Genomic DNA, 25,516 nt, shown 5'->3' on the forward strand with positions numbered 1-25,516 from the left:
AGGGGTCGCAACACGCCGTCTCGCCCGTGCACGCGACGGCGTGTTGCGCCCCCTCGTTGGCAGCGGCGAGGCGGTGGACGGCGATCTCGGCGCCCGCCCGTCAGCGGGCGCCGGACGCGTGGTCAGCAAGCACCCTGGTGGGCCGTCGTAGGATATTCGGGTGAAAGTTCTTGCGGCGATGAGCGGAGGGGTCGACTCCGCGGTGGCGGCGGCCCGCGCGGTCGACGCCGGCCACGACGTGGTCGGTGTGCATCTGGCGCTCAGCCGGATGCCCGGCACGCTCCGTACCGGCAGTCGCGGCTGCTGCACGATCGAGGACTCGATGGATGCGCAGCGCGCCGCGAACATCATCGGGATCCCGTACTACGTGTGGGACTTCTCCGAGCGGTTCAAGCTCGACGTCGTCGACGACTTCATCGCGGAGTACAGCGCGGGGCGCACACCGAACCCGTGCATGCGCTGCAACGAGAAGATCAAGTTCGCCGCGCTGCTCGAAAAGGCGATCGACCTCGGCTTCGACGCCGTGTGCACGGGCCACTACGCGACGATCCTGACCGACGCCGACGGCAATCGCGAGCTCCACCGGGCGAGCGCCTGGGCCAAGGACCAGTCGTACGTGCTCGGCGTCCTCACGACGGAGCAGCTGTCGCACGCCATGTTCCCGCTGGGGGCGACGCCCTCGAAGGCGGAGGTCCGCGCCGAGGCCGCCGAGCGCGGCTTCAGCGTCGCGAACAAGCCGGACTCGCATGACATCTGCTTCATTCCCGACGGGGATACCCGGGGCTGGCTGGCCGAGCGGGTCGGAGCCGAGACCGGCGACATCCTCGACCGCCAGGGGAACAAACTCGGCAACCACGAGGGCGCGCACGCGTTCACCGTCGGCCAGCGCAAGGGTCTGAACATCGGCTACCCGTCCGACGACGGCAAGCCCCGCTTCGTGCTCGAAGTGCGTCCGAAGGACAACACGGTCGTGGTCGGCCCGAAGGAGGCGCTCGACATCGCCGAGATCGCCGGCTCCCGGTTCACCTGGGCGGGGCGTGCTCCCGAGAATGCCGGCGAACCGTTCGCCTGCGACGTGCAGATCCGCGCCCACTCCGATCCTGAGCCCGCCGTCGCGGTCGTGAAGCCGAATGCCGACGGGGTCGACGAGCTCGTCGTGACTCCGGATGCGCCCCTCAACGGCGTCGCGCCCGGCCAGACCGCGGTCGTCTACGTCGGCACGCGCGTGCTCGGACAGACCACGATCGACCGCACGGTCTCTGCCGTCCCCGTCGGCTAGCCCTGTCGATCAGCCCCGTCGGCCTGCTGCGTCGAGGAGGTGCCTTCGCCCTGTCGGGGGCGTTCCCTATGCTTGACGGGTGGCGAACGACACTGAAGACAAGCCGGAGGCGGCGCGCGCAGAAGCGCAGGAGCTGACCACCCGCATCCTCGAACTCCGCGATGCGTACTACGAACGCGACACCGTGCTGGTGAGCGACCTCGAGTACGACCGGATGATCCAGCGGCTCGAAGAGCTCGAGCGGTTGTTCCCCGAACTCCAGAGCCAGGACAGCCCGACCCAGACGGTCGGCGGTCGGGCGCAGACGACGCTGTTCGCCCCGGTCGAGCACGCCGAGCGGATGCTCAGCCTCGACAACGTGTTCTCGATCGAGGAGTTCGAGGCGTGGGCGGCCAAAGTCGAGCGCGATGCCGGTCGCAGAGTGGACTATCTCAACGAACTGAAGATCGACGGCCTCGCCATCAATCTGCGGTATGAGAACGGCATGCTCGTGTCGGCCGCGACGCGTGGCGACGGGGTCGTCGGTGAAGACGTGACGGAGAACATCCGCTACATCCCGGTGATCCCTCCCCGACTCTCCGGCACCGGGCATCCGCCGCTCGTCGAGGTCCGCGGAGAGGTGTTCTTCCCGGTCGCCGAGTTCGAGGCGCTGAACGCCGCCCAGCTCGAACTCGGCGAGAAGGTCTTCGCCAATGCGCGCAATGCGGCGAGCGGCTCGCTGCGACAGAAGGCGGAGGGCAAGAACGCGGCACAGCTCGCCCTCATGCGCGCACGCCTGAATCGGTTGCACATGCTGGTGCACGGGATCGGCGCCTGGGCGAACCCGCCGGTCGACAGCCAGTCGAAGACCTACGAACTGCTCCAGGAGTGGGGCCTGCCGACCTCGACCCATTACCGGGTGGTCGACTCGGCGAAGAAGGCCTCCGACTTCATCGAGTACTACGGTGCGCACCGCGACAGCGTCGAGCACGAGATCGACGGCATCGTCATCAAGGTGGATGAGCTGGCGCTGCACGACGAGCTCGGCGCGACCAGCCGTGCCCCGCGCTGGGCCATCGCCTACAAATACCCGCCCGAGCAGGTGAACACCAAGCTCCTCGACATCGTGGTGAGCATCGGCCGCACCGGCAGGGCCACCCCGTTCGCCGTGATGGAGAAGGTGCGGGTCGCGGGGTCGGAGGTGCGACAGGCGACGCTGCACAACCAGGATGTGGTCAAGGCGAAGGGCGTCCTCATCGGCGACACCGTCGTGTTGCGCAAGGCGGGCGACGTGATCCCCGAGGTTCTCGGGCCGGTCGTCGAGCTGCGCGACGGCACCGAGCGCGAGTTCGTGATGCCGGAGAACTGCCCGGTGTGCGGCACCCGACTCGCGCCCGCGAAGGAGGGCGATGTCGATCTGCGCTGCCCGAACAGCGAATTCTGTGCAGCCCAGGTCGGCGGGCGAGTGGAGCACATCGGCTCGCGCGGTGCCCTCGACATCGAGGCGCTCGGGGAGGTGGCGGCCGCGGCGCTGACGCAGCCACTGCATCCGTCGACCCCGCCGCTGCCCACCGAGGCGGGACTGTTCGGTCTGACGATGGCGGACATCTTCCCGGTCCAGGTCGTCGTGCGCGACAACGAGACGGGCCTGCCGAAGCTCACCGACACGGGCGCCGAGAAGACCGACACGCCGTTCCGTCGCCGTCGGCAGAAGAAGGACGGTCCGTACGATCCTGCGGCCGACGAGTTCTCGGGCGATGCGGACTTCGTCCCCTCCAAGAACGCCGTCGAGCTGCTCGCCAACCTCGCCGCAGCGCGCACGAAGCCGCTGTGGCGCATCCTGGTCTCCCTGAGTATCCGGCACGTCGGTCCGGTCGCGGCCCGGGCATTGGCGAACCATTTCGGGTCGCTCGACGCCATCCGCTCCGCGTCGCGCGAAGAACTCGCGGCCGTGGACGGGGTCGGCGGCATCATCGCGGACGCCGTGCTGGCGTGGTTCGACGTCGACTGGCACCGCGAGATCGTGGAGCGCTGGGCGCGCGACGGTGTGCTGTTCGCGACGCCGGGACATCCGGGGCCGGGCGCGGCCGACGAGGTCGGGGGAGTGCTCGCCGGACTCACGATCGTCGCCACCGGGTCTCTGGAGGGATTCAGCCGGGAGGGTGCTCAGGAGGCGATCATCGCCGCCGGTGGAAAGGCCGCGTCGAGCGTGTCGAAGAACACCGACTTCGTGGCGGCTGGACCAGGCGCCGGGTCGAAGCTCGGCAAGGCGGAGGAGCTGGGGATCCCGATCGTCGATGCCGACGGGTTCCGCCGTCTGCTCGAAGGGGGTCCCGGCGCGCTCTGACGCTTGCCACACGCCGGACTCTGCGGTGCTCAGAACAGACTGTCTACTCCACAACAGGGGGTAGAACGAGCGGATATTGCACGCATTGGTACCGATAGCATCGGAGGGTGCGCTCGCCCGGGGCGCACTGCAAGGGCTTAGCTCGTCGCTCTCGGAGGGACCCGGACGGAGTGCTGGTCGGCTTTGCAGCTATCGTAACCATGACCTCGGTCGCCGCTGGGCTGACCGGGGTTTCAGTGGTGCCCGCCGACATTCCACCAGCCCCCCTCTATTCCGCGGTCAGTCAGGTCTCGACCGTCAGAGACGTCTCCGCCGGCAGCGCGGAATCCCTCGCAGCCTCGGGTTCGATTCTCGGCTCTCTCAGTCGCTTGAGCGCGGCCGACCTTCCCGCCTTCGTCGACGCCCATCGCTCCGACCTCGACCGGATGCTGGCCAACCCGCCGAAGGCCGGCGACGTGAGCGGCGTCTGGCGGCTTCTCGACCCGGTGAAGCAGGCGGCCCTGCTCCAAGCGGCGCCGCACGTGATCGGCAATCTCGAGGGCGTGCCCTACTCGGTGCGAGGTCGGGCGAACCTGATCGACCTGTCGCGCACGATCGCTGACACCGATCGCCGACTGGAGACCGGCACCGGACGGGCGGCGCGCATCGAGCTGAGGCAGAAGCTCACCGCGCTCGAGAATGTGCAGACGGCGCTGAAGAAGAAGGACGGTGTGAAGCGCACACTCGTCTCGCTCGACACCTCCATCGATGCCAAGGCTTCGATCGTCATCGGCGATCTCTCGACCGCGGAGTACGTCAGCGTGCTGGTGCCGGGTATGTACATGTCCGTGGGCGAGCAGATCGTCGATTGGGCGAAGACGGCTCAGAACCTCTACGACCAGCAGACCTCGATGCTGCGTCGGGTGCTCGGCCCGCGTGGTGGCCAGGGGACCCCCGGGGTGGCGACGGTCGCGTGGATCGGCTACCAGACGCCGGTGCTGATGAACATCGGCGGCATGAAGCTAGCGAACGAGGGAGCCGACAGCCTGGAGCGCACGCTCGAGGGGATCCAGTCGCTGCGACAGGCCGATCCGCCGTACCTGAGCGTGTTCGCGCATTCGTACGGGTCGACGGCCGCTCTGCTCGCACTCGAACGCCACACGGTCACCGTCGACGCCCTCGCCCTCATGGGATCCCCGGGCAGCGATGCCCAATCGGTGGCCGCCCTGAGCGTGCGCGACGGCAACGTGTTCGTCGCCCAGGCGACCCTCGATCCGGTCGCCCACAGTGCGTTCTTCGGCAGCGACCCCGGATCGCCGTCGTACGGTGCGCAGCGGATGGGTGTGACGGGTGGAACGGATCCGCTGACCGGGGCGAAGCTTGAAGGGTCATCCGGTCACAACGAGTACTTCACGGCCGGCACGGAGTGCATGCGCAACCTGGCGATGATCGGCATCGATCTCGGCGGCCTGGTGATGTCCGGATCCGCCGATTCCGACGACCCGCCCATGCAGACCGCCTCCGGGCGGTAGCGGCGGATAATGGGTGTCGATGACCGCGGACGACGACACGCCGGCCCCTGACGGGGAGCAGAAGCGTGCCGCCTCGCGTCGGGCGTTCCTGAAGAGCGCGGGCCTCGTGGCTGCTGGTGCGGCGGTCGGTGGTGTCGCCGGGGGCGTGGTCGGAGCGAGCATCGCCGGGCAGCCCGTCGAGCACGAGACCGGCGAGGAGTATCCACCGCTGCCCCCGCGATCGGCGCCCGGGTTCGATCACCTGGTCGTCCTGATGTTCGAGAACCGCTCGTTCGACAATCTCCTCGGTTACCTCTACGACGAGAACAGCCTGCCGGCAGGCACGCGATTCGACGGTCTGGCATTCGGCGACTACAGCAATCCGGATCCTGCCGGCGGGGAGATCCGAGTGCATCCCTATCAGGGCACCACCGACTTCGTCATGCGCCAGCCGTCGCCCGATCCCGGCGAGGTCTACCCGCACGTGAACACCCAGCTCTTCGGCGTGATCGACCCGGCCGGAAATGCGCTCGCTCGGGTGCGCGACATGCAGCCGCCCTTCAACGCCCCGCCGGAGGGGACCACGCCGACGATGAAGGGCTTCGTGCGCGACTACATCGGCGAGCTGACCAAGGACGGTCTCGGCAGCGCGCCCGGGCGGGACGAGTATCGCAGGATCATGGGCTCGTTCACTCCCGACATGCTCCCCGTCTTCTCGACGCTCGCGAGGCAGTTCGCGGTCTACGACGATTGGCATTGCGCTGTGCCGTCGCAGACGCTCTGCAACCGGTCCTTCTTCAACGCCTCCACGTCGCACGGCTACGTCGCGAACGCCGGTGTGGAGGGACTGCGCAAATGGTTCGACCCGAAGAACGCCTCCCCGACCATCTTCAACCGCCTGGAGGAGGCCGGATTGAGCTGGCGGGTCTACTTCGACGACCGACAGCTGATCTCGCTCACGGGGTTCATCCACGCGCCCGTGCTCGAGAAGTACTGGCACACGAACTTCCGCACGATGGCGCAGTTCTACGAAGACGTCGAGGAGGGGAGGCTCCCCGACTACGCCTTCGTCGAGCCCAGACTCCTGTACGACCACAATGACATGCATCCGCCGGGAGGCCGGATGACAGAGGAGGACGTCTCCGGTCAGATCATCGTCGGAGGAGCCATCTCCGACGTCCGTGCAGGCGACCTGCTGTTGCACCAGATCTATTCGGCGATCCGCGGATCCCGCACCGCAGGCGGCTCGAACGCGATGAACACGATGCTCCTGGTGACGTTCGACGAGCACGGCGGAACGTACGACCACGTGAAGCCGGGGGCCGCCGTCCCGCCCGACGACCGTGGTCCGGGGGAGATGGGCTTCGCCTTCGACCGGCTCGGGCTGAGGGTGCCCACCATCGCGATCTCCGCGTACACCGCGCGTGGAACGATCATCAACGAGGAGATGCATCACGCGGCCGTCATCAGCACCCTGACCACGAAGTACGGACTGAAGCACCTGACCGAGCGGGACCGGGATGTGCGCACGATCGACAACGCCGTCAACCGTTCCACGCCCCGCCAGCCGGGCACCTGGCCCGACACCCATCCGCAGTATCTGCCCGCGAATCCGGAGGGGCAGGCGCCTCAACCCGGGGAGGAGGACCGGCCCCTCAGCCCGCCGGGGATCGGGCTCATGGGGATGCTCGCCGCGCGTTACGGCGCACCGGGTGAGCCGGTTCCCCGCACCTACAAGGAGGCGTACGACCTGGTGCAGCGCACCGGGGTCGGGCTCTTCGGTTCGACTGAATAGAATTGGATCATCCACCATCCGAGCCACGACGGAGACGCATGTCCGAAATCAGCGCAGAGCAGGTCGCGCACCTGGCGAACCTGGCCAGAATCGACCTGAGCCAGGAAGAGATCGAGAGCCTGACGAGCGATCTCGGCCAGATCGTCGAGGCGGTGGCCAAGGTCACCGAGGTCGCCGGGCCGGATGTGCCGGCCACCAGCCACCCGCTGCCGCTCACCAACATCTTCCGCGACGACGTCGTGAGGCCGTCGCTCACGGTGGAGCAGGCGCTCGCCGCCGCTCCCGACCGCCTCGGCGACAAGTTCAAGGTGCCCCCGATCCTGGATGAAGAGTAGCCAGGTTGACCAAGAGTAGAGAGACCTCGTCGTGACTGACCTGACCAGACTTCCGGCCGCCACCCTGGCTGACCTCCTCGCTTCGGGCGAGGTCTCCTCGGTCGACGCCACCCGTGCCCACCTCGACCGCATCGAGGCGGTTGATGCCGACGTCCACGCCTTCCTGCACGTCGCCGCCGAGAAGGCGCTCGCCACCGCAGCCGCCATCGACGCCCGCCGCGCCGCGGGGGAGAAGCTCGGTCCGCTCGCTGGTGTGCCCGTGGCCATCAAAGACGTGCTCGCCACGAGCGACATGCCTTCGACCTCCGGATCGAAGATCCTCGAGGGCTACATTCCGCCGTACGACGCGACCGTCGTGCGGCGCCTGCGCGAAGCGGATCTCGTACCGCTCGGCAAGACCAACATGGACGAGTTCGCGATGGGATCGTCGACCGAGCACTCGGCGTACGGTCCGACGCGCAACCCGTGGGATCTCGAGCGCATCCCCGGTGGTTCGGGCGGTGGATCGGCCGCGGCCGTCTCCGCCTTCGAAGCGCCGCTCGCGCTCGGCAGCGACACCGGCGGCTCGATCCGCCAGCCCGCGGCCGTCACCGGCTCGGTCGGTGTGAAGCCGACCTACGGCGGCGTGAGCCGGTACGGCGCGATCGCGCTCGCCAGCTCCCTCGACCAGGTCGGACCGGTGTCGCGCACCGTTCTCGACGCCGCCATGCTGCACGACGTGATCGGTGGGCACGACCCGTTCGACTCGACCTCGCTGCCCGACACCTGGCCGTCGATGACCGACGCAGCGCGGGCCGGACTCGTCGACGGATCGCTCAAGGGCGTCCGGGTCGGCGTGATCAAGGAGCTCTCGGGCGAAGGCTTCCAGGCCGGGGTGCAGCAGCGCTTCGACGAGTCGCTCGCCCTGCTCGAGCAGGCGGGTGCGGACATCATCGAGGTCAGCGCGCCCAGCTTCGAGTACGCGGTTGCGGCGTACTACCTGATCCTTCCGGCCGAGGCGTCGAGCAACCTGGCGCGCTTCGACTCGGTTCGCTACGGACTCCGGGTCGACCCGAAGGATGGGCCGGTCACCGCTGAGCGCGTCCTGGCGGCCACCCGGGACGCCGGTTTCGGACCCGAGGTGAAGCGCCGCATCATCCTCGGCACGTACGCGCTGAGTGCCGGATACTACGACGCGTACTACGGCAGTGCGCAGAAGGTGCGCACGCTCATCCAGCGCGACTTCGCCGCCGCCTTCGAGAAGGTGGATGTGCTGGTCAGCCCGAGCGCGCCCACCACCGCTTTCAAGTTCGGCGAGAAGCTCGCCGACCCGATGGCGATGTACCTGAACGACGTCACCACGATCCCGGCCAACCTCGCGGGCGTTCCGGGAATGGGCCTGCCGATCGGGCTCGCTCCGGAGGACGGCCTGCCGGTCGGCCTGCAGTTGATGGCACCGGCACGCGCCGATGCCCGCCTGTACACGATCGGCGCAGCGCTCGAGCAGCTCCTGGAGCAGAAGTGGGGCCACACCCTGCTCAGCCAGGCGCCCGATCTGAGCGCCACAGAGATGTTCGCGAGCGAAGAGGGAGCCGTCTGATGGCTGAAGCGGAACTGATGGACTTCGACAAAGCGCTCGAGCTCTTCGAGCCGGTGCTCGGCTTCGAGGTGCACGTCGAGCTGAACACCAAGACGAAGATGTTCTGCGGGTGCGCCAACGAGTTCGGCTCCGGCGCCAACACGAACACCTGCCCGACCTGCCTGGGGCTGCCGGGTGGGATGCCGCAGGTCAACAAGAAGGCGATCGAGTCGAGCATCCGTCTCGGTCTCGCGCTCGACTGCGAGATCGCCGAGACCAGCCGGTTCGCGCGCAAGAACTACTTCTACCCCGACACGTCGAAGAACTTCCAGACCTCCCAGTACGACGAGCCGATCGCGTTCGACGGCACGGTCACCATCGAGCTCGAGAACGGCCGACAGGTCACCATCGAGATCGAGCGCGCGCACATGGAGGAGGATGCGGGCAAGCTGACGCACGTCGGTGGCGCGACCGGGCGCATCCAGGGAGCCGACTACTCGCTCGTCGACTACAACCGCGGCGGCGTCCCGCTGGTCGAGATCGTCACCAAGCTGATCGACGGCGCCGAGGCGGATGCTCCCCAGATCGGCAGCATGTACGTGCGGACCATCCGCGACATCGTCAAAGGTCTCGGCGTCTCGAACGCCCGCATGGAGGAGGGAAACGTGCGCTGCGACGCGAACGTATCGCTCCGCCCGCGCGGCTCCGGCACGCTCGGCACGCGCACGGAGACCAAGAACGTCAACTCCCTGCGATCGGTCGAACGTGCCGTGCGCTACGAGATCCAGCGCCAGGCGGCGATCCTCGCTGCCGGCGGCGTGATCATCCAGGAGACGCGGCACTGGCACGAGGACACCGGCACGACCAGCGCCGGGCGTCCGAAGAGCGACGCCGACGACTACCGCTACTTCCCCGAACCCGACCTCCTTCCCGTCGCGCCCTCGCGCGAGTGGGTCGAGGAGCTGCGCGGCACCCTGCCCGAGCAGCCCGCTGCCCGGCGCAAGCGGTTGACGGCGGAGTGGGGCTTCACCGCCCTCGAGTTCCAGGACGTGGCGAACGCAGATCTGCTCGACGAGCTGGAGGCCACCGTCGCCGCCGGCGCGACTCCGGCGGCCGCACGCAAGTGGTGGACCGGTGAGATCGCACGCCTGGCGAACGCCCAGGGCGTGGCCGCGAGCACCCTCGTCTCGCCTGCCCACGTCGCCGAGCTCGCTGGGCTGGTGGAGGCGGGAACGTTGACCGACCGCCTCGCCCGTCAGGTGCTCGAGGGCGTCGTCGCCGGCGAGGGCGCCCCGCAGCAGGTCGTCGATGCCCGCGGTCTCGCGGTGGTCTCGGACGACGGTGCCCTCATCGCGGCGATCGACGAGGCACTGGCGGCTCAGCCCGACGTGCTCGCGAAGATCCGAGACGGCAAGGTCCAGGCCGCGGGCGCGGTCATCGGAGCCGTCATGAAAGCGATGAAGGGACAGGCGGACGCCGCCCGTGTGCGCGAACTGGTGCTCGAGCGCGCCGGCAGCGCCGAGTAGGGCGCGCATCCGGTGGAGCAGCGCACGAGCGGGCGCGTCGACGTGTCCGACCGGGACGCCGGGGCGTCCTCGCCTTCCTTCGTGATCGAGATCGTCGGGCCGGATGCGGTCCCCGCGATCGCCGCGCAGCTGGCGCCGGTGCTCATCGACACGATCGAGGGCGGCGCGGGCGTCGGCTGGGTCGAGCCGCCCTCGACGGACGAGGCCGTCGCGTGGTGGATCCGCCTGCTGAACGACCCGGCGGCCGTCACCTGGATCGCCCGCGACGGCGAGCGCATTCTCGGGACGATCACCCTCGTCCGTGCTGCGTACAGCAATGGACGTCATCGCGCCGACGTCATCAAACTGATGGTGCACCGGGCTGGCCGCGGCCGCGGCATTGCCCCTGCCCTCATGGGTGCGCTCGAGCGGTTCGCCGCCTCCGTCGGTGTGACGCTGCTCGTGCTCGACACCCACACCGGAAGTCTTGCCGAGAGCCTCTACCGGCGGTGGGGTTGGCAGACCGCGGGGGAGATCCCCGGCTTCGCCGTGAACACGGACGGCACGCTCGGAAGCACGACGGTGATGTACAAGCAGCTCGCTGGAGTTTCGCAGGAGCATGCGACAGATTAGGGACATGGGCGTTTTCACTCTCGGCGGGCTGACCACCGTTCCCGCATCCACAGACACCGCGCTGCTCGCACCGACGACGACCGGACTGCTCACGAGCGCCGGTCTTCTCGACGAGGTGGGAGTCGTCGAGATCGATCCGGCCGTCTCCGACACGGCTGCGACGCGCGAACAGTTCGGGCTCGATGCGGCCACGCTGGCCAATTGCGTCGTGGTCGCCGGCAAGCGGGAGGGCGTCGAGAGGATCGCTGCCTGCGTGGTGCTGTCGACGACCCGTGCCGACGTCAACAACGCGGTGAAACGCCTGCTCGACGTGCGCAAGGCGTCCTTCCTCTCGATGGATCGCGCCGTCGAACTGACGGGGATGGAGTACGGCGGCATCACGCCGATCGGGCTTCCGGCCGACTGGCCGATCTACGTCGACGGCCGCGTCGCCGAGACCGCTGTGGTGATCGTCGGCTCGGGGGTGCGCCGATCGAAGATCCTGTTGCCGGGCAGACTTCTCGGCGAACTGCCCAACGCACAGGTCGTCGACGGTCTCGGCCTCGAGGTGACCTCCGGATGACCGGCGTGCTCGGCCCGATGCGGTCGAGACTCATCGAGACACTCGCGGGGCGATCCGACGAGGTCCCGGCGTGGGTTCTGGGGCTCGGTGACGGAACGGATGCGGGGTTCTTCGGGCCGGAGAGCGCATCCTGGGTCGTGCACGGGGGGATGCCCACGCTGGTGGCGGGCGTGCGGGCTCTTCTCCTCCAGGCGTTGCATCCGGGTGCCCTCGCCGGTGTCAAGGAGTTCTCCCGCTACCGGGAGGATCCGCTCGGCAGGCTCGCGGGAACGATCCGCTGGATCCACACGGTGACCTACGGCGACACTGCACAGGCGATCGCCGGCTCGCGGATGGTGCAGTCCATGCACGAGCGGGTCACCGGCACGTACACCGACGCCCGGGGCACGACACGGCCGTACGCCGCGAACGATCCGGATCTCGCGCTCTGGGTGCACCTCGCGTTCACCGACGCGTTTCTCACCGCGCACGAGCGCTGGGGGAGTCCCATTCCCGGCGGCGCAGACGGCTACGTCGCAGAGTGGGCGACCGCGGGCGAATTGATGGGCATCCCCGACCCGCCGCGCACGGCGACCGAGTTGCGCGCACAGATCTCGGCGTTCACGGAGGCGGGGGAGCTGAGGGGCGGTGACGACGTGGACGAGATCGTGAGCTTCATCCGGCGACCTCCGTTGCGGCGGATGCTCCGGCCCTCCTACAAGGTGCTGTTCCGTGCCGCCGTCTCGACCCTCGAACCGCGCCATCGCGCGATGCTCGGATTCGAGAGCACACGCCTCGAGCGCGCGCTGCCGGTCGCCCGGGCGACCGCGGTCGTCCTGAACGGCGCCGGAGTGCTCCTCGGTCCCACCACGCAGGCCGAGCTGTCCGCGCGCCGTCGCATCGCACGGCTGCACGAGGAGCGCCCGACCGGCTGACCCGTTTCGCGACGATCGGCGTTACCCTGAACGTGCGCCCGCTCATCGGTGAGCGGACCTCAGGTTTGGGGTTCTCATGACGGAGACCGTTCCCTCGAAGCCGGAAGGCGTCGAATCCAAAGGATTGAAGGACGGCGCCCTCGGGCTCGTCTCCAGCGTCGTCGTCGGCGTCGCATCCACCGCGCCGGCGTACAGCCTGGCGGCGAGTCTTGGCTTCATCGTCGTCGGCGGAACGCTCGCGGCCGGGGTGAAGGCACCGGGAATCGTGCTGCTCGCGTTCATCCCGATGTACCTCATCGCCGTCGCATACCAGGAGCTCAACAAGGCCGAGCCCGATTGCGGCACGACCTTCACCTGGGCGACCCGCGCGTTCGGACCGATCACGGGCTGGATGGGCGGCTGGGGCATCATCGTCGCGGATGTGATCGTGATGGCGAACCTCGCCCAGATCGCCGGCGTCTACTCGTTCACCTTCGTCGGGAGTTTCGGGCTGCCGGAGGTCGCCGACCTCGCGAACAACACCACGGCGACGACCATCGTCGGCGTCCTGTGGATCGCGATCATGACCTGGATCTGTTATCGCGGTATCGAGATCTCGGCCCGCCTGCAGTACGTCCTCCTGTCGTTCGAGGTCATCATCCTGATCTTCTTCGCGGTGTTCGCCCTCGTGAAGGTCTACTCGGGCACGGCCGAGCCGTACTCGCTCATCCCGCAGTGGGATTGGTTCAACCCGTTCACCCTGGACTTCGCCCAGACGATCGCCCCGGCCATGCTGACCGCCATCTTCATCTATTGGGGGTGGGATACGGCCGTCTCCATCAACGAGGAGACCAAGGATCCGGGGAGGACCCCCGGCCGGGCCGCGATCATCAGCACCCTGCTGCTGCTCGGAACCTATGCGATCGTCACCGTGGCCACGGTCGCGTTCGCCGGTGTCGGCGAGGAGGGGATCGGGTTGGCGAATCCCGACAACTCGGGAGACGTGTTCTCTGCGATCGGGCCGACGTTGTTCGGCGGCGGGGTGGTGGGAAGCATCCTGATGGCGTTGCTCGGCTTCTCCATCCTGACCTCGGCATCCGCCTCCACGCAGACGACGATCCTCCCGACCGCGCGCACAGCGCTGTCGATGGCGGCCTACCGGGCGCTTCCGGCGCGCTTCGCCCGCATCCACCCGCGCTTCCTGACTCCGACGTGGGCCACCATGGGCATGGGGATCGTCTCGGTGGCCTTCTTCCTGATCTTCAGTTTCATCAGCCCGGTCCTGCTGGAGGCCCTGGTCGGGTCGATCGGCCTGATGATCGCGTTCTACTACGGTCTCACCGGGTTCGCCTGTGTCTGGTTCTACCGCAAGACGCTCTTCCGGTCGTTCCGCAACGTCATCATGCGCGGACTGTTCCCGCTGGCGGGTGGCCTCATCCTCGCCGCGATCTTCGTCTACGGGCTGATCAGCTTCGCTGCGCCGGACTGGCTGGTCGACGAGAACGGCGACAACGTGACGATCCTCGGAATCGGCGCCGAGGCCGTGGTCGGGGTGGGCGGCCTGGTGATCGGGGGCGTGCTCATGGCGATCTGGTGGTGGCGCAAGCCGGACTACTTCCAGGGCAAGACGCTGCCGCGGCGATCGGACGACCTGGTGCTCACTCCCGCCAGGGTCGCTGCGAGGTTCGGCCTGCCCGACTCCGGCGACATGCCCATCGTGATCTCGCCGGACCTGTCGAACCTCCCGCCGGGTCACACCGCGATCAATGCTGAGACACTGGAACCGGTCGAGGAACCCTCCGACCTCCCGCCCGAAGACCTGAACCTGCCCAGGAAGGACGATCAGTGACCGAACGCCAGAGCCTCATCGAGTGGCAGGATCCCGCACCGGGAGTGCAGATCATGCCCACGATGAACGGTCTCGACTACCTGCAGGCGATGATCGACGGCGCTCTTCCGCCTCCGCCGATCGCGAGCCACATGAAGATGACCCTGACCGAGGTGGGCCCCGGCACAGCGACGTTCGTCTGCGAACCCGACGAATCGCACTACAACCCGATCGGCACCGTGCACGGAGGACTCGTCTGCACGCTGCTCGATTCGGCCCTCGGATGCGCGGTGCAGACCACGCTCGCGAAGGGCCAGGGCTACACGTCCATCCAGATCACGGTGAACTACCTCCGCCCGGTGTTCGCCGGCGCCGGGCCGCTGACCTGCGTGGCGACCGTGACGAAACCCGGCAACCGGGTCGCGTTCGCCGACGGAGTCGTCACGGATGCGTCGGGAAAGGCCGTCGCGACAGCTACCGGATCGCTCCTGGTCTTCTCGATCGCCTGATGGTCGACCGGGGGCCTGTGCGCGGAGGCGCCCAGGCGCTCAGGACTGCGCGGCGAGGAGCTGGTCGCGCACCTTGCGGCGGATGACCTTGCCGACGATCGAGCGCGGGAGCTCCTCGACGGGGTAGACACGCTTGGGCACCTTGTACGCGGTCAGGGTGTCGCGGGCGAAGGCGCGGATGGCGGCTTCGTCGAAGGATGCGCCGGGCGCCATGACCACGGCGGCCACCACATCCTCGCCGCCGCGGCCCTGAGGCAGACCGACCACGGCGACGTCGGCGACGCCCTCGAAAGCACGGATCGCATCCTCGACCTCGGTCGGCGACACGTTGAAGCCGCCCGTGATGATGAGCTCCTTGATGCGGTCGACGACGCGCACGAAGCCGTCGTCGTCCATCGTGACGATGTCGCCGGTGCGGAACCAGCCGTCGCCCGTGAACACCTTCTCGGTCTCGTCGGCTTTGCGCCAGTATCCGGAGAACACCTGCGGGCCGCGGGCGAGCAGCTCCCCCTCCTCGCCGAACGCGCGATCGTCGTCGGGGCTCTCGGGATCGACGACGCGCAACTCGGTGCTCGGGATCGGCAGGCCGACCGTGCCGTCCTTGCGCGTGTTCCCGACCGGGTTGGCCATCAGCACGGGCGAGGTCTCGGAGAGCCCGTATCCCTCGACCAGGTAGCCGCCCGTCTTGCTCTCCCACAGCTTCACGATGCTCTCGGGCAGGCTCATCGCGCCGGAGATCGCGATCTGGATGCCCGACAGCGAGATCTTCCGCTTCTGCGCAGCGGTCACCAGTCGCTCGTAGATCGGGGGAACGGCGGGCAGGAAGGTCGGAGGTCGCTTCTTGACCACATCCAGTACCAGGTCCGGGTCGAATTTCGGGAACAGGACCAGACGGGCGCCCATGCTCATCGCGAAGGTCAGGCACAGCGTCAGGCCGTACGCGTGGAAGAGCGGGAGCACGGCGTAGACCACCGAGGTGCCGCGTTCGATCGCCGGAACCCAGGCGCGGGCCTGCGCGGCGTTCACGGTGAGGTTGAGGTGACTCAGCATCGCGCCCTTGGGCACGCCTGTCGTACCGCTCGTGTACTGGATGAGCGCGAGATCGTCGCGCTCGGGTCGCGGGTACGAGGTCTTCAGCCGCTTCGATGCGAGCAGGGACTCCCAGGTGATGGTGCCCGAGACCTTCGTCGTGAGCTGGTTGCGCGCGGCACGCGCCGCCGGCACCGGCAGGCGGAGGGCGGCCCGTTTCGAGGCGGGCATCGCGCGCGTGAGGTCGACCGAGATCACCGTCGTCACGCCGAGATCCTCCGGGAGGTCCTGAACGGTCTTGGCGCACTTGTCCCAGACGATCGCTACCTGCGCCCCGTGATCCTCGAACTGATGGCGGAGCTCGCGCGGCGTGTAGAGCGGGTTGTGCTCGATCACGACGGCGCCGAGACGGAGGGCGGCATAGAAGGCGACCACGTGCTGCGGGCAGTTCGGCAGCACGAGCGCAACGCGGTCTCCCTTGCGCACGCCGCGTCTGCGCAACCCCTCGGCCGCGCGGGCGATCTGGTCTCCGAGTTCGGCGTAGGTCGTCGTCGCCCCGAAGAACTCCAGCGCGACATGCTTTCCGTAGGTGGCGACCGACTCGTCGATCAGGTGCGAGAGGGATCCGGCCGGCAGCTCGATCTCGGCGGGCACCCCTTCGGCGTAGCTCGACAGCCAGGGGCGTTCAGAGTAGATGCTCACTCGCGAAAGCCTACGCGGAGCCGACCGGCGACCGCACGGCATCCTCGATCGGGGTGTCGCCCGAGATGGCCTCCCACTGCCGGCCGATCGTGCCGGGTTCGGCGATGCAGGCCGAGATGAGTGCGGCGACGTCCTCGCGCGGGATCCGGCCGGCCGGCACGCTGTCGCCGAGCGTGATGCGACCCGATCCCTCGTCGAACGTGAGGCCGCCCGGGCGCAGGATCGTCCACTCCAGTCCGGATTGGCGGAGCACCGCATCCGCGTCGCGCTTCGCTTCGACGTAGGCGCGCCAGACGGGTTCGGTGTCTTCGGGGAGCGGGTTGTCGACGCCCCACGCCGACACCTGCACGAAGCGTCGGATGCCGGCGATCACAGCTGCCTGCATCGACTTCACCGAACCCGCATAGTCGACGGTCCGCTTGCGCTCGATGGTCGAGCCCGCTCCGGCCCCGGCCGTGAAGACGACGGCGTCGCACCCCTCGAACGCTGCGGCGAGCTCCTCGGCGGATGCCCGCTCGATGTCGACCACGTGGCCCTCTCCGCCCAGCCGGTAGACGTCTTCCGCGTGGTCTTCATTGCGGACGATTCCGACGAAGTCGTCGCCCCGGTCGTACAGCACGCGCATCAGCTGCTGCGCGACTTTTCCGTGGGCACCGACGATAGCTACACGAGTCATGCTTCCATCATGGCCCCGCATGGCAGCGATGCGCTCACGGCGAACAATTCCGGAAGAATCGGCCGGTCTTTGTTAGCGTCATCACCATGATCGCGTTTCTCGAACTGCTGGGTCGCCTCTTCGCGTCCTCGTTCGAGACCGTCTGGAGCTCGTCGAGCCCGGCCGCGGTGATCGCCCTCGCGGGAATGGTCGGCGCCATCGGTCTCGTCACGATCGTGGCGGCCGCGCGGCTCGGCGGCATCGTCGCTCTGGCGGCGTCGCTCGGCGTCGTCGCGAGACTCGAGCGCGCGGTCGAACCCGCGGATCGCGGGCTTCTGCTGAGCCAGTCCGATCCCGACGCCGACGGACACCCGCGGCCCCGGGCGCCGGGCGTACCCCTGCCGATCGCGTAGCAGGGCTCTCCGTCACATCTCCCTGCTCTCACGGTCAGACGAACATCCTCATTCGTTCGACAGCAGGGATCCTCATGGACATCTTCTCTTTCGGGCCGATCTCGGCCATTCTCGACGGGACCTATCAGCTCGTCACTTCGCTCGCGGCGGCGCTCGCCCCCGTCGTCGGCACGGCGAGCGGCCTGGTCGCCGTCGTCATCCTCACCATGCTCGTGCGCGCCGTGCTCGTTCCCGTCGGGATGAGCCAGGTGCGCGCCGAGTACACCCGCCGCCGGCTCGCGCCGAAGCTGGCCGAGCTCCAGCGCAAGCACAGCAAGGACCGTGAGACGCTCGCGCGCGCGACGATGGAGCTCTACCGCACCGAGAAGGCCTCACCGTTCGCCGGGATGCTGCCGCTGTTGCTGCAGCTCCCGGTCATCTCTCTCGTGTACGCGGTCTTCACGCATCCGATGATCGCCGGTCACGCGAACACGCTGCTCACCGAGCACGCGTTCGGAGCGCCCCTCGGCATGAGCTTCGTCGGGCTGACGGGGGCCGGTGCCGCCGTCTGGCCGGCGATGCTGGTCTATCTCGTCGTGCTGCTCCTCATCGCGGTCGTCATGACCGTGTCGCGCAGAGTGCTTGCACTGCCGGTGCCGGCCGGGCAGCCGCAGCCCACCGGTATCGTGCGCGCGGTCTCGTTCCTGCCGTACGTGACGGTGGTGTTCGCGGCGTTCGTTCCGCTCGCGGCGGCCGTGTACATCCTCACCTCGGCCGCCTGGACGGTTGCCGAGCGCTCGATCCTGCGCAGACGGCTCGACCCGGAACGCAAGGTGCCATCTGGCAGGATCGAGCCGTGGCCATCGCACTGACACCGACCCCCGTCCTCCGCACCGGACGCCTTCGACTCGATCCGCTCGGCCCCGAGCACCTGGAGGGGGCCTGGGCTGCGCTCCACGACGGAGAGGTCATGCGATTGACCGGGACCCACGCGACCTTCACGCGCGACACGATCGTGACCTGGCTTGCGAGCCTCGGAGGCCGAGACGACCGTTCGGACTGGGCGATCATCCGGGAAGCCGACGGTGTGTACCTCGGCGAGGTCGTGCTCAACGACGTCGACGAGGACAACCGCTCGGCCGGGTTCCGGATCGCGCTCGGCTCGGCCGAGTGGTTCGGACAGGGATACGGCACCGAGGCGACCCGCGCGGTGCTCGCGCACGCGTTCGAGACGGCCGGTCTGCATCGCGTCGAGCTCGAGGTCTTCGCCTTCAATCCGCGGGCGCAGCGCTCGTACGAGAAGTGCGGCTTCGTCGTCGAGGGCCGGCGGCGGGACGCGCTGCTCTGGGACGGCGAGTGGGTGGACGCGATCGTGATGGGATGCTTGTCGCATGAGAAACGGTAAGGAGACGCCGGCATCCGACCCGCGATTCGGGGTCGGCGTGCAGGTGCATGTTGTCGAGCCGGCGACTCCGGGCGGTGACGACTGGGTCGGCGAGCCCACCGGTGTCATCATCGGAACGGGCGCTGCCAGCCTCCGAAGCGTGAACCTCCCGGCGGGGGCGACGACGAGCTGGCTGGTGGCGTTCGACGAGCCGCAGTTGCGGCGCGACGGCCGTGGACCGTTCGAGCGGGCGAACATCGAGCAGGCGCTGCTCGTCGCCGCCGAGCCGATCTCCGAGGACTGAGGGTGCACGCCGTCGGTTTAGTGCGCGGCATCAACGTCGGTCCGACGACCAAGGTGCCGAAGGACGATCTGATCGCCGCGTTCGAAGACACCGGTTTCGCAGCGGTCAGGACCTTCCTTGCAAGCGGGAACGTCGTGTTCGATGCTGAGGCGACTCCTGGCCGCGCCGAGACCACGGCCGTCGAGAAGGGCATCGCGGAACGCACCGGCGTGGCCGCCCGGGTGCTGCTGATCGCCGAGGAGGAGTTCCGCCGCATCGCTGCCGCGAATCCTCTGCTCGACGACGGTGACGACTTCTCCAAGCTGATGGTCACCTTCCTCGATGGGGAGGTGCCGCGAGATCTCGAACAACCGGATGCGGCCGCCATCGCGCCCGAGCTCGTCCGGTTCGGCACGCGGGCGATCTACCAGTGGTGTCCGCGCGGAGTCTCCGCCTCCGCGCTGAAGCCCGCCTTCTGGAAGCAGGCGGGCGAGGTGGTGACAGGGCGCAATTGGCGCACCGTCCTCAAACTGCTGGAGGAGCTCGACGCCCGAAGCTGAGAGGGTTCTGCAAATCGTGCAGAAATGAATTGTTGCAGTTGCGCAAAATTACCGCGAACGCAATAATTGTTGTATGACCACGGAAACCCTCGGACTGCGCGAGCGCAAGCGTCGTGAGACGCGCGCCCAGCTCGAACACGCCGCGGTGCAGCTCGCCCTCGAGGTCGGGCTGGAGAACGCGACGGTCGATGCGATCTGCGCGGTCGTGCCGGTGTCGCCGCGCACGTTCTTCAACTACTTCGAAACCAAAGAAGACGCCATCCTCGGAGTGCGGGATGTCCCGCTCGACGACGAGGCGGTGGCGGAGCATCTCGCGCAGCATGCGGGGGAGACCCTCGTCTCGTCCGTCACAGCGCTTCTGCTGCACGCCCTGGGGCCGGCGATCGCGGACACCGATCTGCACGCCGCCCGCAAACAGCTCATCAAGGAGCACCCCACCCTGCTCGGTCGCCAGATCGCGCAGATGGCGCGGATGGGCGAGCAGCTGACCGCTGCCGTCGTCACCATCCTCCTCGAAGACTCCGCGTTCGCCGGCCGCGAGGCCGCCGACCGCCAAGCGGTTGCCGAGATCGTCCTCTCCCTCTGCGGAGGCGCCGTGCGCGTCGCCGTCAAGGACTGGGTCGCATCCGGAACCGACCGCACTCCCGACGAACTTCACAGGCGAGCCGTCGAGCTCGCTGGAAAGGCACTACGACTACTCCGATGACTAGCACAGCACCAGCGGAGGCCGGCACCTCGGCCGCTTCTCCGCAGAAGCGAACAATCGTCCTGCTGTTCGCAGGACTCATGGTCACGATGCTCCTCGCATCCCTCGACCAGACCATCTTCAGCACCGCACTGCCCACCATCGTCGGCGAGCTGAACGGCGTCGACCACATGCTGTGGGTGACGACCGCGTACATCCTCGCCTCGACGATCATGCTGCCGGTCTACGGCAAGCTCGGCGACCTGATCGGGCGCAAGGGCCTCTTCATCGCCGCGATCGGGCTCTTCATCGCCGGATCCATCGTGGGCGGTATGGCGACCGACATGACCTGGCTGATCGCCGGGCGTGCCATCCAGGGTCTCGGCGGCGGGGGCCTGATGATCCTCTCCCAGGCGATCATCGCCGACGTCGTCCCCGCTCGTGAGCGCGGCAAGTACATGGGTGTCATGGGCGGCGTCTTCGCCCTCTCGTCCGTAGCCGGCCCGCTGCTCGGCGGCTGGTTCACCGAGAGCATCGGCTGGCGCTGGGCCTTCTGGATGAACATCCCTCTCGGAATCCTCGCCATCGCGTCGGCCATCGTCTTCCTCCGCCTGCCCAAGGGCGCCCAGCGCAGGCCGCGCCTCGACTTCGCAGGCATGGGGCTGCTCGCGATCGCGTCCACCTGCCTCGTACTCGTCACCACCTGGGGCGGAACCACGTACGACTGGGATTCGGCCGTCATCATCTCGCTGATCGTCGGAACCGTCGTCGCCGCCGTCGCCTTCGTGCTCGTCGAGCGCAGGGCCGTCGAGCCGATCATGCCGCTCAAGCTGTTCAAGGACCGCAACTTCAACCTGTCCACGATCGCCGGTCTGATCATCGGCATCGCGATGTTCGGTGCTCTGGCCTACCTGCCCACGTACCTGCAGATGGTCACCGGCGCGAACGCGACCGAGGCCGGACTGCTGATGATCCCGATGATGGCCGCGCTGCTGCTGACCTCGATCTTCTCGGGGCAGCTGGTGAGCCGCACGGGCCGCTACAAGTGGCTCCCGATCGTGGGCACGGCGATCGTGGCCGTCTCGCTGGTGCTGCTGTCCACCATGACGCCGAGTCTGCCGGTGTGGGTGCTCTGCTCCTACCTCGCGGTGATGGGCATCGGGCTCGGGATGAGCATGCAGATCCTGATCCTCATCGTTCAGAACTCCTTCCCCGTCTCCCAGGTCGGAACGGCGACCGCGTCGAACAACTACTTCCGTCAGATCGGTGCGTCACTCGGCTCCGCGATCGTCGGCAGCCTGTTCGTCGCCCGCCTGACCGAGCTGCTCGCCGACCGGATGCCCGCGGGCGCCTCCGCAGCCAGCGGATCCAGCAACTCGTTCACCCCGGCCATCGTCAAGGCGCTGCCCGCTCCGGTGCGTGACGTGATCGTCGGCTCGTACAACGACGCGCTGACGCCCGTGTTCCTCTACATGGTCCCGCTCATCCTCGTCGCCGTCGTGCTGCTCTGCTTCGTGAAGGAGAAGCCGCTGGCCACCACCATCGAGCGCGACGCGGTTTCCACCTCACTGGAGATCGACGGATCGACCTCCACGGTGCTCGCCTCCGCAGACGACCTCGACCGGGCCGCGTCCGACACGTCGCTCCGCTCCGCCGGGGACGACGAGCGCGAAGAGGAGCTCGTGACTCCTCGGCTGTGAGACCCGGCCGCGCTCGATCGACGACCCGCCCTCCGACGGCTTCCGGAGGGCGGGTCGTCGCGTGTTCGCGGCGAACCCTGGTGGCTCCCGATCGAGGCTCCTACAATGAGGCATGTTCGTCGAAGGGACCCTTCGATGGCAGGTCACCGAGGACTGTCCTTGGGACCTGCTGATGGCGCTTGCCCTGCGCGACCTCGGCCGGCTCGGCGGAATCGGCGCCCCGGTCATCCCACGGCTCTCGCCGGCGGTGGCACCGGTGCTGCACGGGGCCACCGGTACCCTTCCCGTGCAACAGCCCACTGTTTTTCCCCGCGTCTCTCCGGAGGCTGCGTCCGCGAATCAGCCGAGCATGCTCGAACAGCAGTGGCAGGCCTGGTTCGAACTGACGGTCGACCGGGAACGCCGGCCGATCGTCAGCCTCCTGAGGCCGCCGCATTTCGAAGCGTTCGACCGTGCGATCGAGCTGCAGGACCTGATCATGGCCCACTACGACGAGGCATTGAGCTGGACGCGCGAACGGCACGCGGAGTACGCGCGCACGAGTGTCGAGCAGCACGCGCGCCGCGCCGCGGACATCGTGGACGTGGTGCGCGAGCGCGAACACGAACTGCGCCGGCAGGCCGGCTACTTCCGGCTGGACCTGTACGTGCTGCCGCTCGCGGACACGGGCGCGTGGATCGTCGGACCGCACACGGTCGTCGTGAGCACGACCCTGCGCGACGACCCCGAGGCCTTCCGCGAGTGGTTCACCCCGGTGGTCGCCGCCCTCGTCTGAGCGGCCCGCTCCGGCTCAATCTGGCTCGACGCTCTGCTGGCGGAGCCAGACCAGGACCTCGGTCGCGACGTCGCGCCACCCGTGATCGATGGTCAGCGAGTGGCCGCGGCCGTGGAACTTGATCAGCTCTGTCACCGCCGTCGAATCCCGGTACTGCTTCAAGGTGGCGTCGGTCGTCACATCCGGAACCGTGTGGTCGGCCGTGCCCGAGACGAGAAGGAGCGGTCCGCGGGTCTCGTTCTTCGTGTTGACGGCGGCCTGCGAGTGCATGTTGAAGTTCGCTGCGGCCGCCTGGAACAGCGGGCGGACCGTGGACGGGATCGAGTACTTCTCGTACAGCTCGTGGGCTTCGTCGTCGCTCAGCTCGTTCGCGAAACCGAATTTGAACTCCTTCTCCGTGAGCGCGATCGGCTTGCTGATGTTGGTCGGGTTGAGGAGCGCCGGCAGCGCAGCGCGCAGTTGAGCGAGCGGCAGAGGCAGGACGCCTTTGATCTGAGCGGGGTCGATGGCGACACCGGCATTCCCGAAGCCCTGCCCGAGCAGCTTCTCGGCGATGAGCCCGCCGAACGAGTGGCCGATGATGACCGGCGGCACGTCGAAGCCTTCGATGATCTTGGCGAAGTGCCCGGTGACGTCGTCGATGCTCTTGTCGGCGACGTCTTCCGGATGTGCGCGTGTCTCTTCGACCGTGTCGCGCTCGCCCGGCCAGGGGGGAGCGACCGGGTCGAAGCCCTCGTTTCTGAAGAAGTCGAACCACGGGTCCCAGCTCGTGGCGTGGAGCCAGAGACCATGGATGAAGAGGACAGGTTGGTTCGCCATTGCACGTACCTTTCATTGGGTTACCCGGAAGAAGAGATCACAGTGCGCTTCGGGCTCAGGCTATGCCCGCGACGGGAACGCGATCAATGGCCTGGGGGTATGGTTTCGAGATGGCCGATTGGTTGTGCGCGACGTGCGCTGTCGAGTATCCGGCGGGAGAGCAACCTCCCGGGGTCTGCCCGATCTGCGAGGACGAGCGCCAGTACGTCCCTCTGGAGGGACAGCGCTGGACATCGCTCGAGGACTTGACCGAAGCAGGCGAACGGATCCGCATCACCGAGCTGGAGCCCGACCTGTTCGCGCTGCGCTCCGAGCCGAGGGTCGGGATCGGGCAGCAGAGCATGCTCCTGCGCACGAGCGCGGGCAACCTGCTGTGGGATCCGACCGGCTACGTGGACGAGGCCGCCACGACCGCGGTGCGCTCGCTCGGCGGCGTCGCGGTGATCGCGACCAGCCATCCGCACATGTTCGGCGCGCAGACCTCGTGGTCCCGGATGCTCGACGACCCGCCCGTGCTCGTCAACGAGGCCGATCGTCACTGGGTTCAGCGTGAGGACCCGTGCATCCAGACCTGGTCGGGCGAGCGCGAAGTGCTTCCGGGCGTCACCCTTCGCACGATCGGCGGCCACTTCCCCGGAAGCTCCATCGTCCACTGGGACAGGGGCGTGGTGCTCGCGGGTGACACGGTGTTCCCCGGACCGTCGGGCAGGTGGGTGACCTTCATGCGCAGCTATCCGAACGACATCCCGCTCTCCGGAGCCGTAGTGCGGCGCACCGCCGACCGCATCTGCGAGCGGGAGTTCGACCGGCTCTACGGCAACCTCGGAAACACGGTGCTGCAGGACGCCCGCGGTGCGGTGCTGCGTTCCGCCGACCGCTACATCGGCTGGGTCACCGGCGCATACGACGACCTCACCTGAGGCCGAGGAATGGTGCGAGCTCCATTTCGAGGGCCGGCTTCGGTTTGGCTCCGACGATCGTCTTGACGACCTCCCCGTCGCGGAACACCTTCATCACGGGCAGGGCCATCGCGCGATACGTTGCCGAGGCGACCGGGTTGTCGTCGGCGTTGATCTTGACGATGTCGAGCGCATCCGGATGCTCGGCGGCGAGCTGCTCGAGGATCGGGCCGAGAGCGCGGCACGGACCGCACCACGGTGCCCAGAACTCGACGACCGTGGTTCCGGATGCGGCGATGACGCGGTCGTGGAAAGTGGCGTCTGTGACGGCTGGAAGAGTTGACATGCGCCGAGGCTAGACCGTGACCCCAGGGGCAGGGTCAAGCTGTGTCAGCATGGGAGTGGAGGAGATTCATGGACATTCTTTCGCAGGAGGAGATCCGCGACGCCTTCGTCAACTGCTCGCGGAGTGAGGCGGCCGAGCTTCCGATGCCTCCCGGGTTGCACGAGGTGGACTGGTCGCGACGGGAGTATCTGGGCTGGCGAGACCCGCGCACGGCGCAACGCGGCTTCATCGTGATCCCGACCGAGAACGGGCCGGTGGGGATCGTGCTGCGCGCCTCCGATGCCTCGATGCGCTCTAACGCGCCCTCGATGTGCGGCTGGTGCCAGGACGTGCAGCTCACCCACGACGTGTACCTCTACGTCGCCAAACGCGCGGGTCAGGCCGGCCGCAATGGCGACACCGTCGGCACGATGCTCTGCGGCGGCTTCGAGTGCTGTGAGAACGTGCGGCGACCGCCCTCCCCGTCGATCGTTGGTTTCGACGCCGAGGCGGTGGTCGCCGATCGCATCGCGGGTCTGGCCGAGCGCGCCCGCCGTTTCGCCGCGACCGTGGTCGGCGCACGGATCTAGGGCCA

Annotated in this window: 26 protein-coding genes; 22 read left to right on the plus strand and 4 right to left on the minus strand. The window is 68.1% G+C overall.

Going from position 1 to position 25,516, the window contains the following annotated elements; all coding sequences use genetic code 11:
- Positions 1 to 160: 160 nt before the first annotated feature.
- The 12 genes from mnmA to ACFVV0_RS13050 all read left to right on the plus strand — a co-directional run bounded on the left by mnmA (position 161) and on the right by ACFVV0_RS13050 (position 14,713).
- Positions 161 to 1,279, plus strand: coding sequence for a tRNA 2-thiouridine(34) synthase MnmA (gene mnmA / locus ACFVV0_RS12995; RefSeq protein ID WP_387063597.1), 1,119 nt, complete (start codon positions 161 to 163; stop codon positions 1,277 to 1,279).
- 79 nt (positions 1,280 to 1,358) lie between these two features.
- Positions 1,359 to 3,605, plus strand: a complete 2,247-nt coding sequence (gene ligA / locus ACFVV0_RS13000) for an NAD-dependent DNA ligase LigA (RefSeq protein WP_387063600.1) — start codon at positions 1,359 to 1,361, stop codon at positions 3,603 to 3,605.
- 200 nt (positions 3,606 to 3,805) lie between these two features.
- Entirely contained in the window at positions 3,806 to 5,116 is a 1,311-nt protein-coding gene (locus ACFVV0_RS13005; protein ID WP_387063603.1) for an alpha/beta hydrolase, read from the plus strand.
- 19 nt (positions 5,117 to 5,135) lie between these two features.
- Positions 5,136 to 6,890 carry an alkaline phosphatase family protein gene (locus ACFVV0_RS13010; protein ID WP_387063605.1) on the plus strand — a complete coding sequence of 585 codons (1,755 nt, stop codon included), beginning with the start codon at positions 5,136 to 5,138 and terminating at the stop codon, positions 6,888 to 6,890.
- A gap of 38 nt (positions 6,891 to 6,928) precedes the next feature.
- The gene (gene gatC / locus ACFVV0_RS13015) at positions 6,929 to 7,225 is read left to right on the plus strand and encodes an Asp-tRNA(Asn)/Glu-tRNA(Gln) amidotransferase subunit GatC (protein WP_387063607.1); all 297 of its coding nucleotides are present in this window, start codon (positions 6,929 to 6,931) and stop codon (positions 7,223 to 7,225) included.
- 31 nt (positions 7,226 to 7,256) lie between these two features.
- On the plus strand, positions 7,257 to 8,804 hold the full coding sequence (gene gatA / locus ACFVV0_RS13020) for an Asp-tRNA(Asn)/Glu-tRNA(Gln) amidotransferase subunit GatA (RefSeq protein ID WP_387063610.1): 1,548 nt from the start codon (positions 7,257 to 7,259) through the stop codon (positions 8,802 to 8,804).
- The gene (gene gatB / locus ACFVV0_RS13025) at positions 8,804 to 10,309 is read left to right on the plus strand and encodes an Asp-tRNA(Asn)/Glu-tRNA(Gln) amidotransferase subunit GatB (protein WP_387063613.1); all 1,506 of its coding nucleotides are present in this window, start codon (positions 8,804 to 8,806) and stop codon (positions 10,307 to 10,309) included. Before gatA ends, gatB begins: the two co-directional genes overlap by 1 nt.
- Positions 10,310 to 10,390: 81 nt before the next feature.
- Positions 10,391 to 10,921, plus strand: coding sequence for a GNAT family N-acetyltransferase (locus ACFVV0_RS13030; RefSeq protein ID WP_387063615.1), 531 nt, complete (start codon positions 10,391 to 10,393; stop codon positions 10,919 to 10,921).
- A gap of 4 nt (positions 10,922 to 10,925) precedes the next feature.
- Positions 10,926 to 11,483: a YbaK/EbsC family protein gene (locus ACFVV0_RS13035; protein ID WP_387063618.1), complete on the plus strand. Its 558-nt coding sequence runs from the start codon at positions 10,926 to 10,928 to the stop codon at positions 11,481 to 11,483.
- Complete coding sequence (locus ACFVV0_RS13040; RefSeq protein WP_387063620.1) at positions 11,480 to 12,397, plus strand: oxygenase MpaB family protein; 918 nt, start codon at positions 11,480 to 11,482, stop codon at positions 12,395 to 12,397. Before ACFVV0_RS13035 ends, ACFVV0_RS13040 begins: the two co-directional genes overlap by 4 nt.
- 76 nt (positions 12,398 to 12,473) lie before the next feature.
- Positions 12,474 to 14,225 (plus strand): APC family permease, encoded by a 1,752-nt coding sequence (locus ACFVV0_RS13045; RefSeq protein ID WP_387063623.1) that lies wholly within the window; start codon positions 12,474 to 12,476, stop codon positions 14,223 to 14,225.
- Positions 14,222 to 14,713, plus strand: coding sequence for a PaaI family thioesterase (locus ACFVV0_RS13050; protein WP_387063625.1), 492 nt, complete (start codon positions 14,222 to 14,224; stop codon positions 14,711 to 14,713). Before ACFVV0_RS13045 ends, ACFVV0_RS13050 begins: the two co-directional genes overlap by 4 nt.
- A 39-nt stretch (positions 14,714 to 14,752) precedes the next feature.
- Here the strand turns inward: ACFVV0_RS13050 and ACFVV0_RS13055 are convergent, their stop codons facing one another.
- Both ACFVV0_RS13055 and ACFVV0_RS13060 read right to left on the minus strand, forming a co-directional pair.
- On the minus strand, positions 14,753 to 16,486 hold the full coding sequence (locus ACFVV0_RS13055; RefSeq protein WP_387063628.1) for a long-chain-fatty-acid--CoA ligase: 1,734 nt from the start codon (positions 16,484 to 16,486) through the stop codon (positions 14,753 to 14,755).
- Complete coding sequence (locus tag ACFVV0_RS13060) at positions 16,455 to 17,120, minus strand: SDR family oxidoreductase (RefSeq protein WP_387063631.1); 666 nt, start codon at positions 17,118 to 17,120, stop codon at positions 16,455 to 16,457. Before ACFVV0_RS13060 ends, ACFVV0_RS13055 begins: the two co-directional genes overlap by 32 nt.
- A gap of 86 nt (positions 17,121 to 17,206) precedes the next feature.
- Here ACFVV0_RS13060 and ACFVV0_RS13065 point away from each other — a divergent pair, with 86 nt between their 5' ends.
- From ACFVV0_RS13065 to ACFVV0_RS13100, 8 genes are all read left to right on the plus strand, one after another.
- Positions 17,207 to 17,512 (plus strand): DUF6412 domain-containing protein, encoded by a 306-nt coding sequence (locus tag ACFVV0_RS13065; protein WP_387063634.1) that lies wholly within the window; start codon positions 17,207 to 17,209, stop codon positions 17,510 to 17,512.
- A gap of 74 nt (positions 17,513 to 17,586) precedes the next feature.
- Complete coding sequence (locus ACFVV0_RS13070; protein WP_387063637.1) at positions 17,587 to 18,363, plus strand: YidC/Oxa1 family membrane protein insertase; 777 nt, start codon at positions 17,587 to 17,589, stop codon at positions 18,361 to 18,363.
- Complete coding sequence (locus ACFVV0_RS13075) at positions 18,348 to 18,896, plus strand: GNAT family N-acetyltransferase (protein ID WP_387063640.1); 549 nt, start codon at positions 18,348 to 18,350, stop codon at positions 18,894 to 18,896. Before ACFVV0_RS13070 ends, ACFVV0_RS13075 begins: the two co-directional genes overlap by 16 nt.
- A complete protein-coding gene (locus tag ACFVV0_RS13080; protein ID WP_387063643.1) occupies positions 18,883 to 19,179 on the plus strand; it encodes a hypothetical protein in 297 nt (98 codons plus the stop codon). Before ACFVV0_RS13075 ends, ACFVV0_RS13080 begins: the two co-directional genes overlap by 14 nt.
- A gap of 2 nt (positions 19,180 to 19,181) precedes the next feature.
- Positions 19,182 to 19,718 carry a DUF1697 domain-containing protein gene (locus ACFVV0_RS13085; RefSeq protein WP_387063646.1) on the plus strand — a complete coding sequence of 179 codons (537 nt, stop codon included), beginning with the start codon at positions 19,182 to 19,184 and terminating at the stop codon, positions 19,716 to 19,718.
- Between the two features lie 73 nt (positions 19,719 to 19,791).
- Positions 19,792 to 20,424, plus strand: a complete 633-nt coding sequence (locus ACFVV0_RS13090; RefSeq protein ID WP_387063649.1) for a TetR/AcrR family transcriptional regulator — start codon at positions 19,792 to 19,794, stop codon at positions 20,422 to 20,424.
- The gene (locus ACFVV0_RS13095; RefSeq protein ID WP_387063652.1) at positions 20,421 to 22,103 is read left to right on the plus strand and encodes an MDR family MFS transporter; all 1,683 of its coding nucleotides are present in this window, start codon (positions 20,421 to 20,423) and stop codon (positions 22,101 to 22,103) included. Before ACFVV0_RS13090 ends, ACFVV0_RS13095 begins: the two co-directional genes overlap by 4 nt.
- Positions 22,104 to 22,215: 112 nt before the next feature.
- Positions 22,216 to 22,878 carry a hypothetical protein gene (locus tag ACFVV0_RS13100; protein ID WP_387063655.1) on the plus strand — a complete coding sequence of 221 codons (663 nt, stop codon included), beginning with the start codon at positions 22,216 to 22,218 and terminating at the stop codon, positions 22,876 to 22,878.
- A 15-nt stretch (positions 22,879 to 22,893) separates the two neighbouring features.
- Here ACFVV0_RS13100 and ACFVV0_RS13105 read toward each other — a convergent pair whose 3' ends face one another.
- Complete coding sequence (locus ACFVV0_RS13105; RefSeq protein WP_387063657.1) at positions 22,894 to 23,697, minus strand: alpha/beta hydrolase; 804 nt, start codon at positions 23,695 to 23,697, stop codon at positions 22,894 to 22,896.
- A gap of 110 nt (positions 23,698 to 23,807) precedes the next feature.
- On the opposite strand from ACFVV0_RS13105, the gene ACFVV0_RS13110 reads away from it, so the two are divergent.
- Positions 23,808 to 24,617 (plus strand): hydrolase, encoded by an 810-nt coding sequence (locus ACFVV0_RS13110; RefSeq protein WP_387063660.1) that lies wholly within the window; start codon positions 23,808 to 23,810, stop codon positions 24,615 to 24,617.
- Here the strand turns inward: ACFVV0_RS13110 and ACFVV0_RS13115 are convergent.
- On the minus strand, positions 24,610 to 24,942 hold the full coding sequence (locus ACFVV0_RS13115; protein WP_387063663.1) for a thioredoxin family protein: 333 nt from the start codon (positions 24,940 to 24,942) through the stop codon (positions 24,610 to 24,612). The two genes, ACFVV0_RS13110 and ACFVV0_RS13115, sit on opposite strands and share 8 nt — an antisense overlap.
- A gap of 68 nt (positions 24,943 to 25,010) precedes the next feature.
- On the opposite strand from ACFVV0_RS13115, the gene ACFVV0_RS13120 reads away from it, so the two are divergent.
- Entirely contained in the window at positions 25,011 to 25,511 is a 501-nt protein-coding gene (locus ACFVV0_RS13120) for an FBP domain-containing protein (RefSeq protein ID WP_387063666.1), read from the plus strand.
- Positions 25,512 to 25,516 lie beyond the last annotated feature (5 nt).

The sequence above is a fragment of the Leifsonia sp. NPDC058230 genome, assembly GCF_042882245.1.
Lineage (GTDB): Bacteria > Actinomycetota > Actinomycetes > Actinomycetales > Microbacteriaceae > Leifsonia.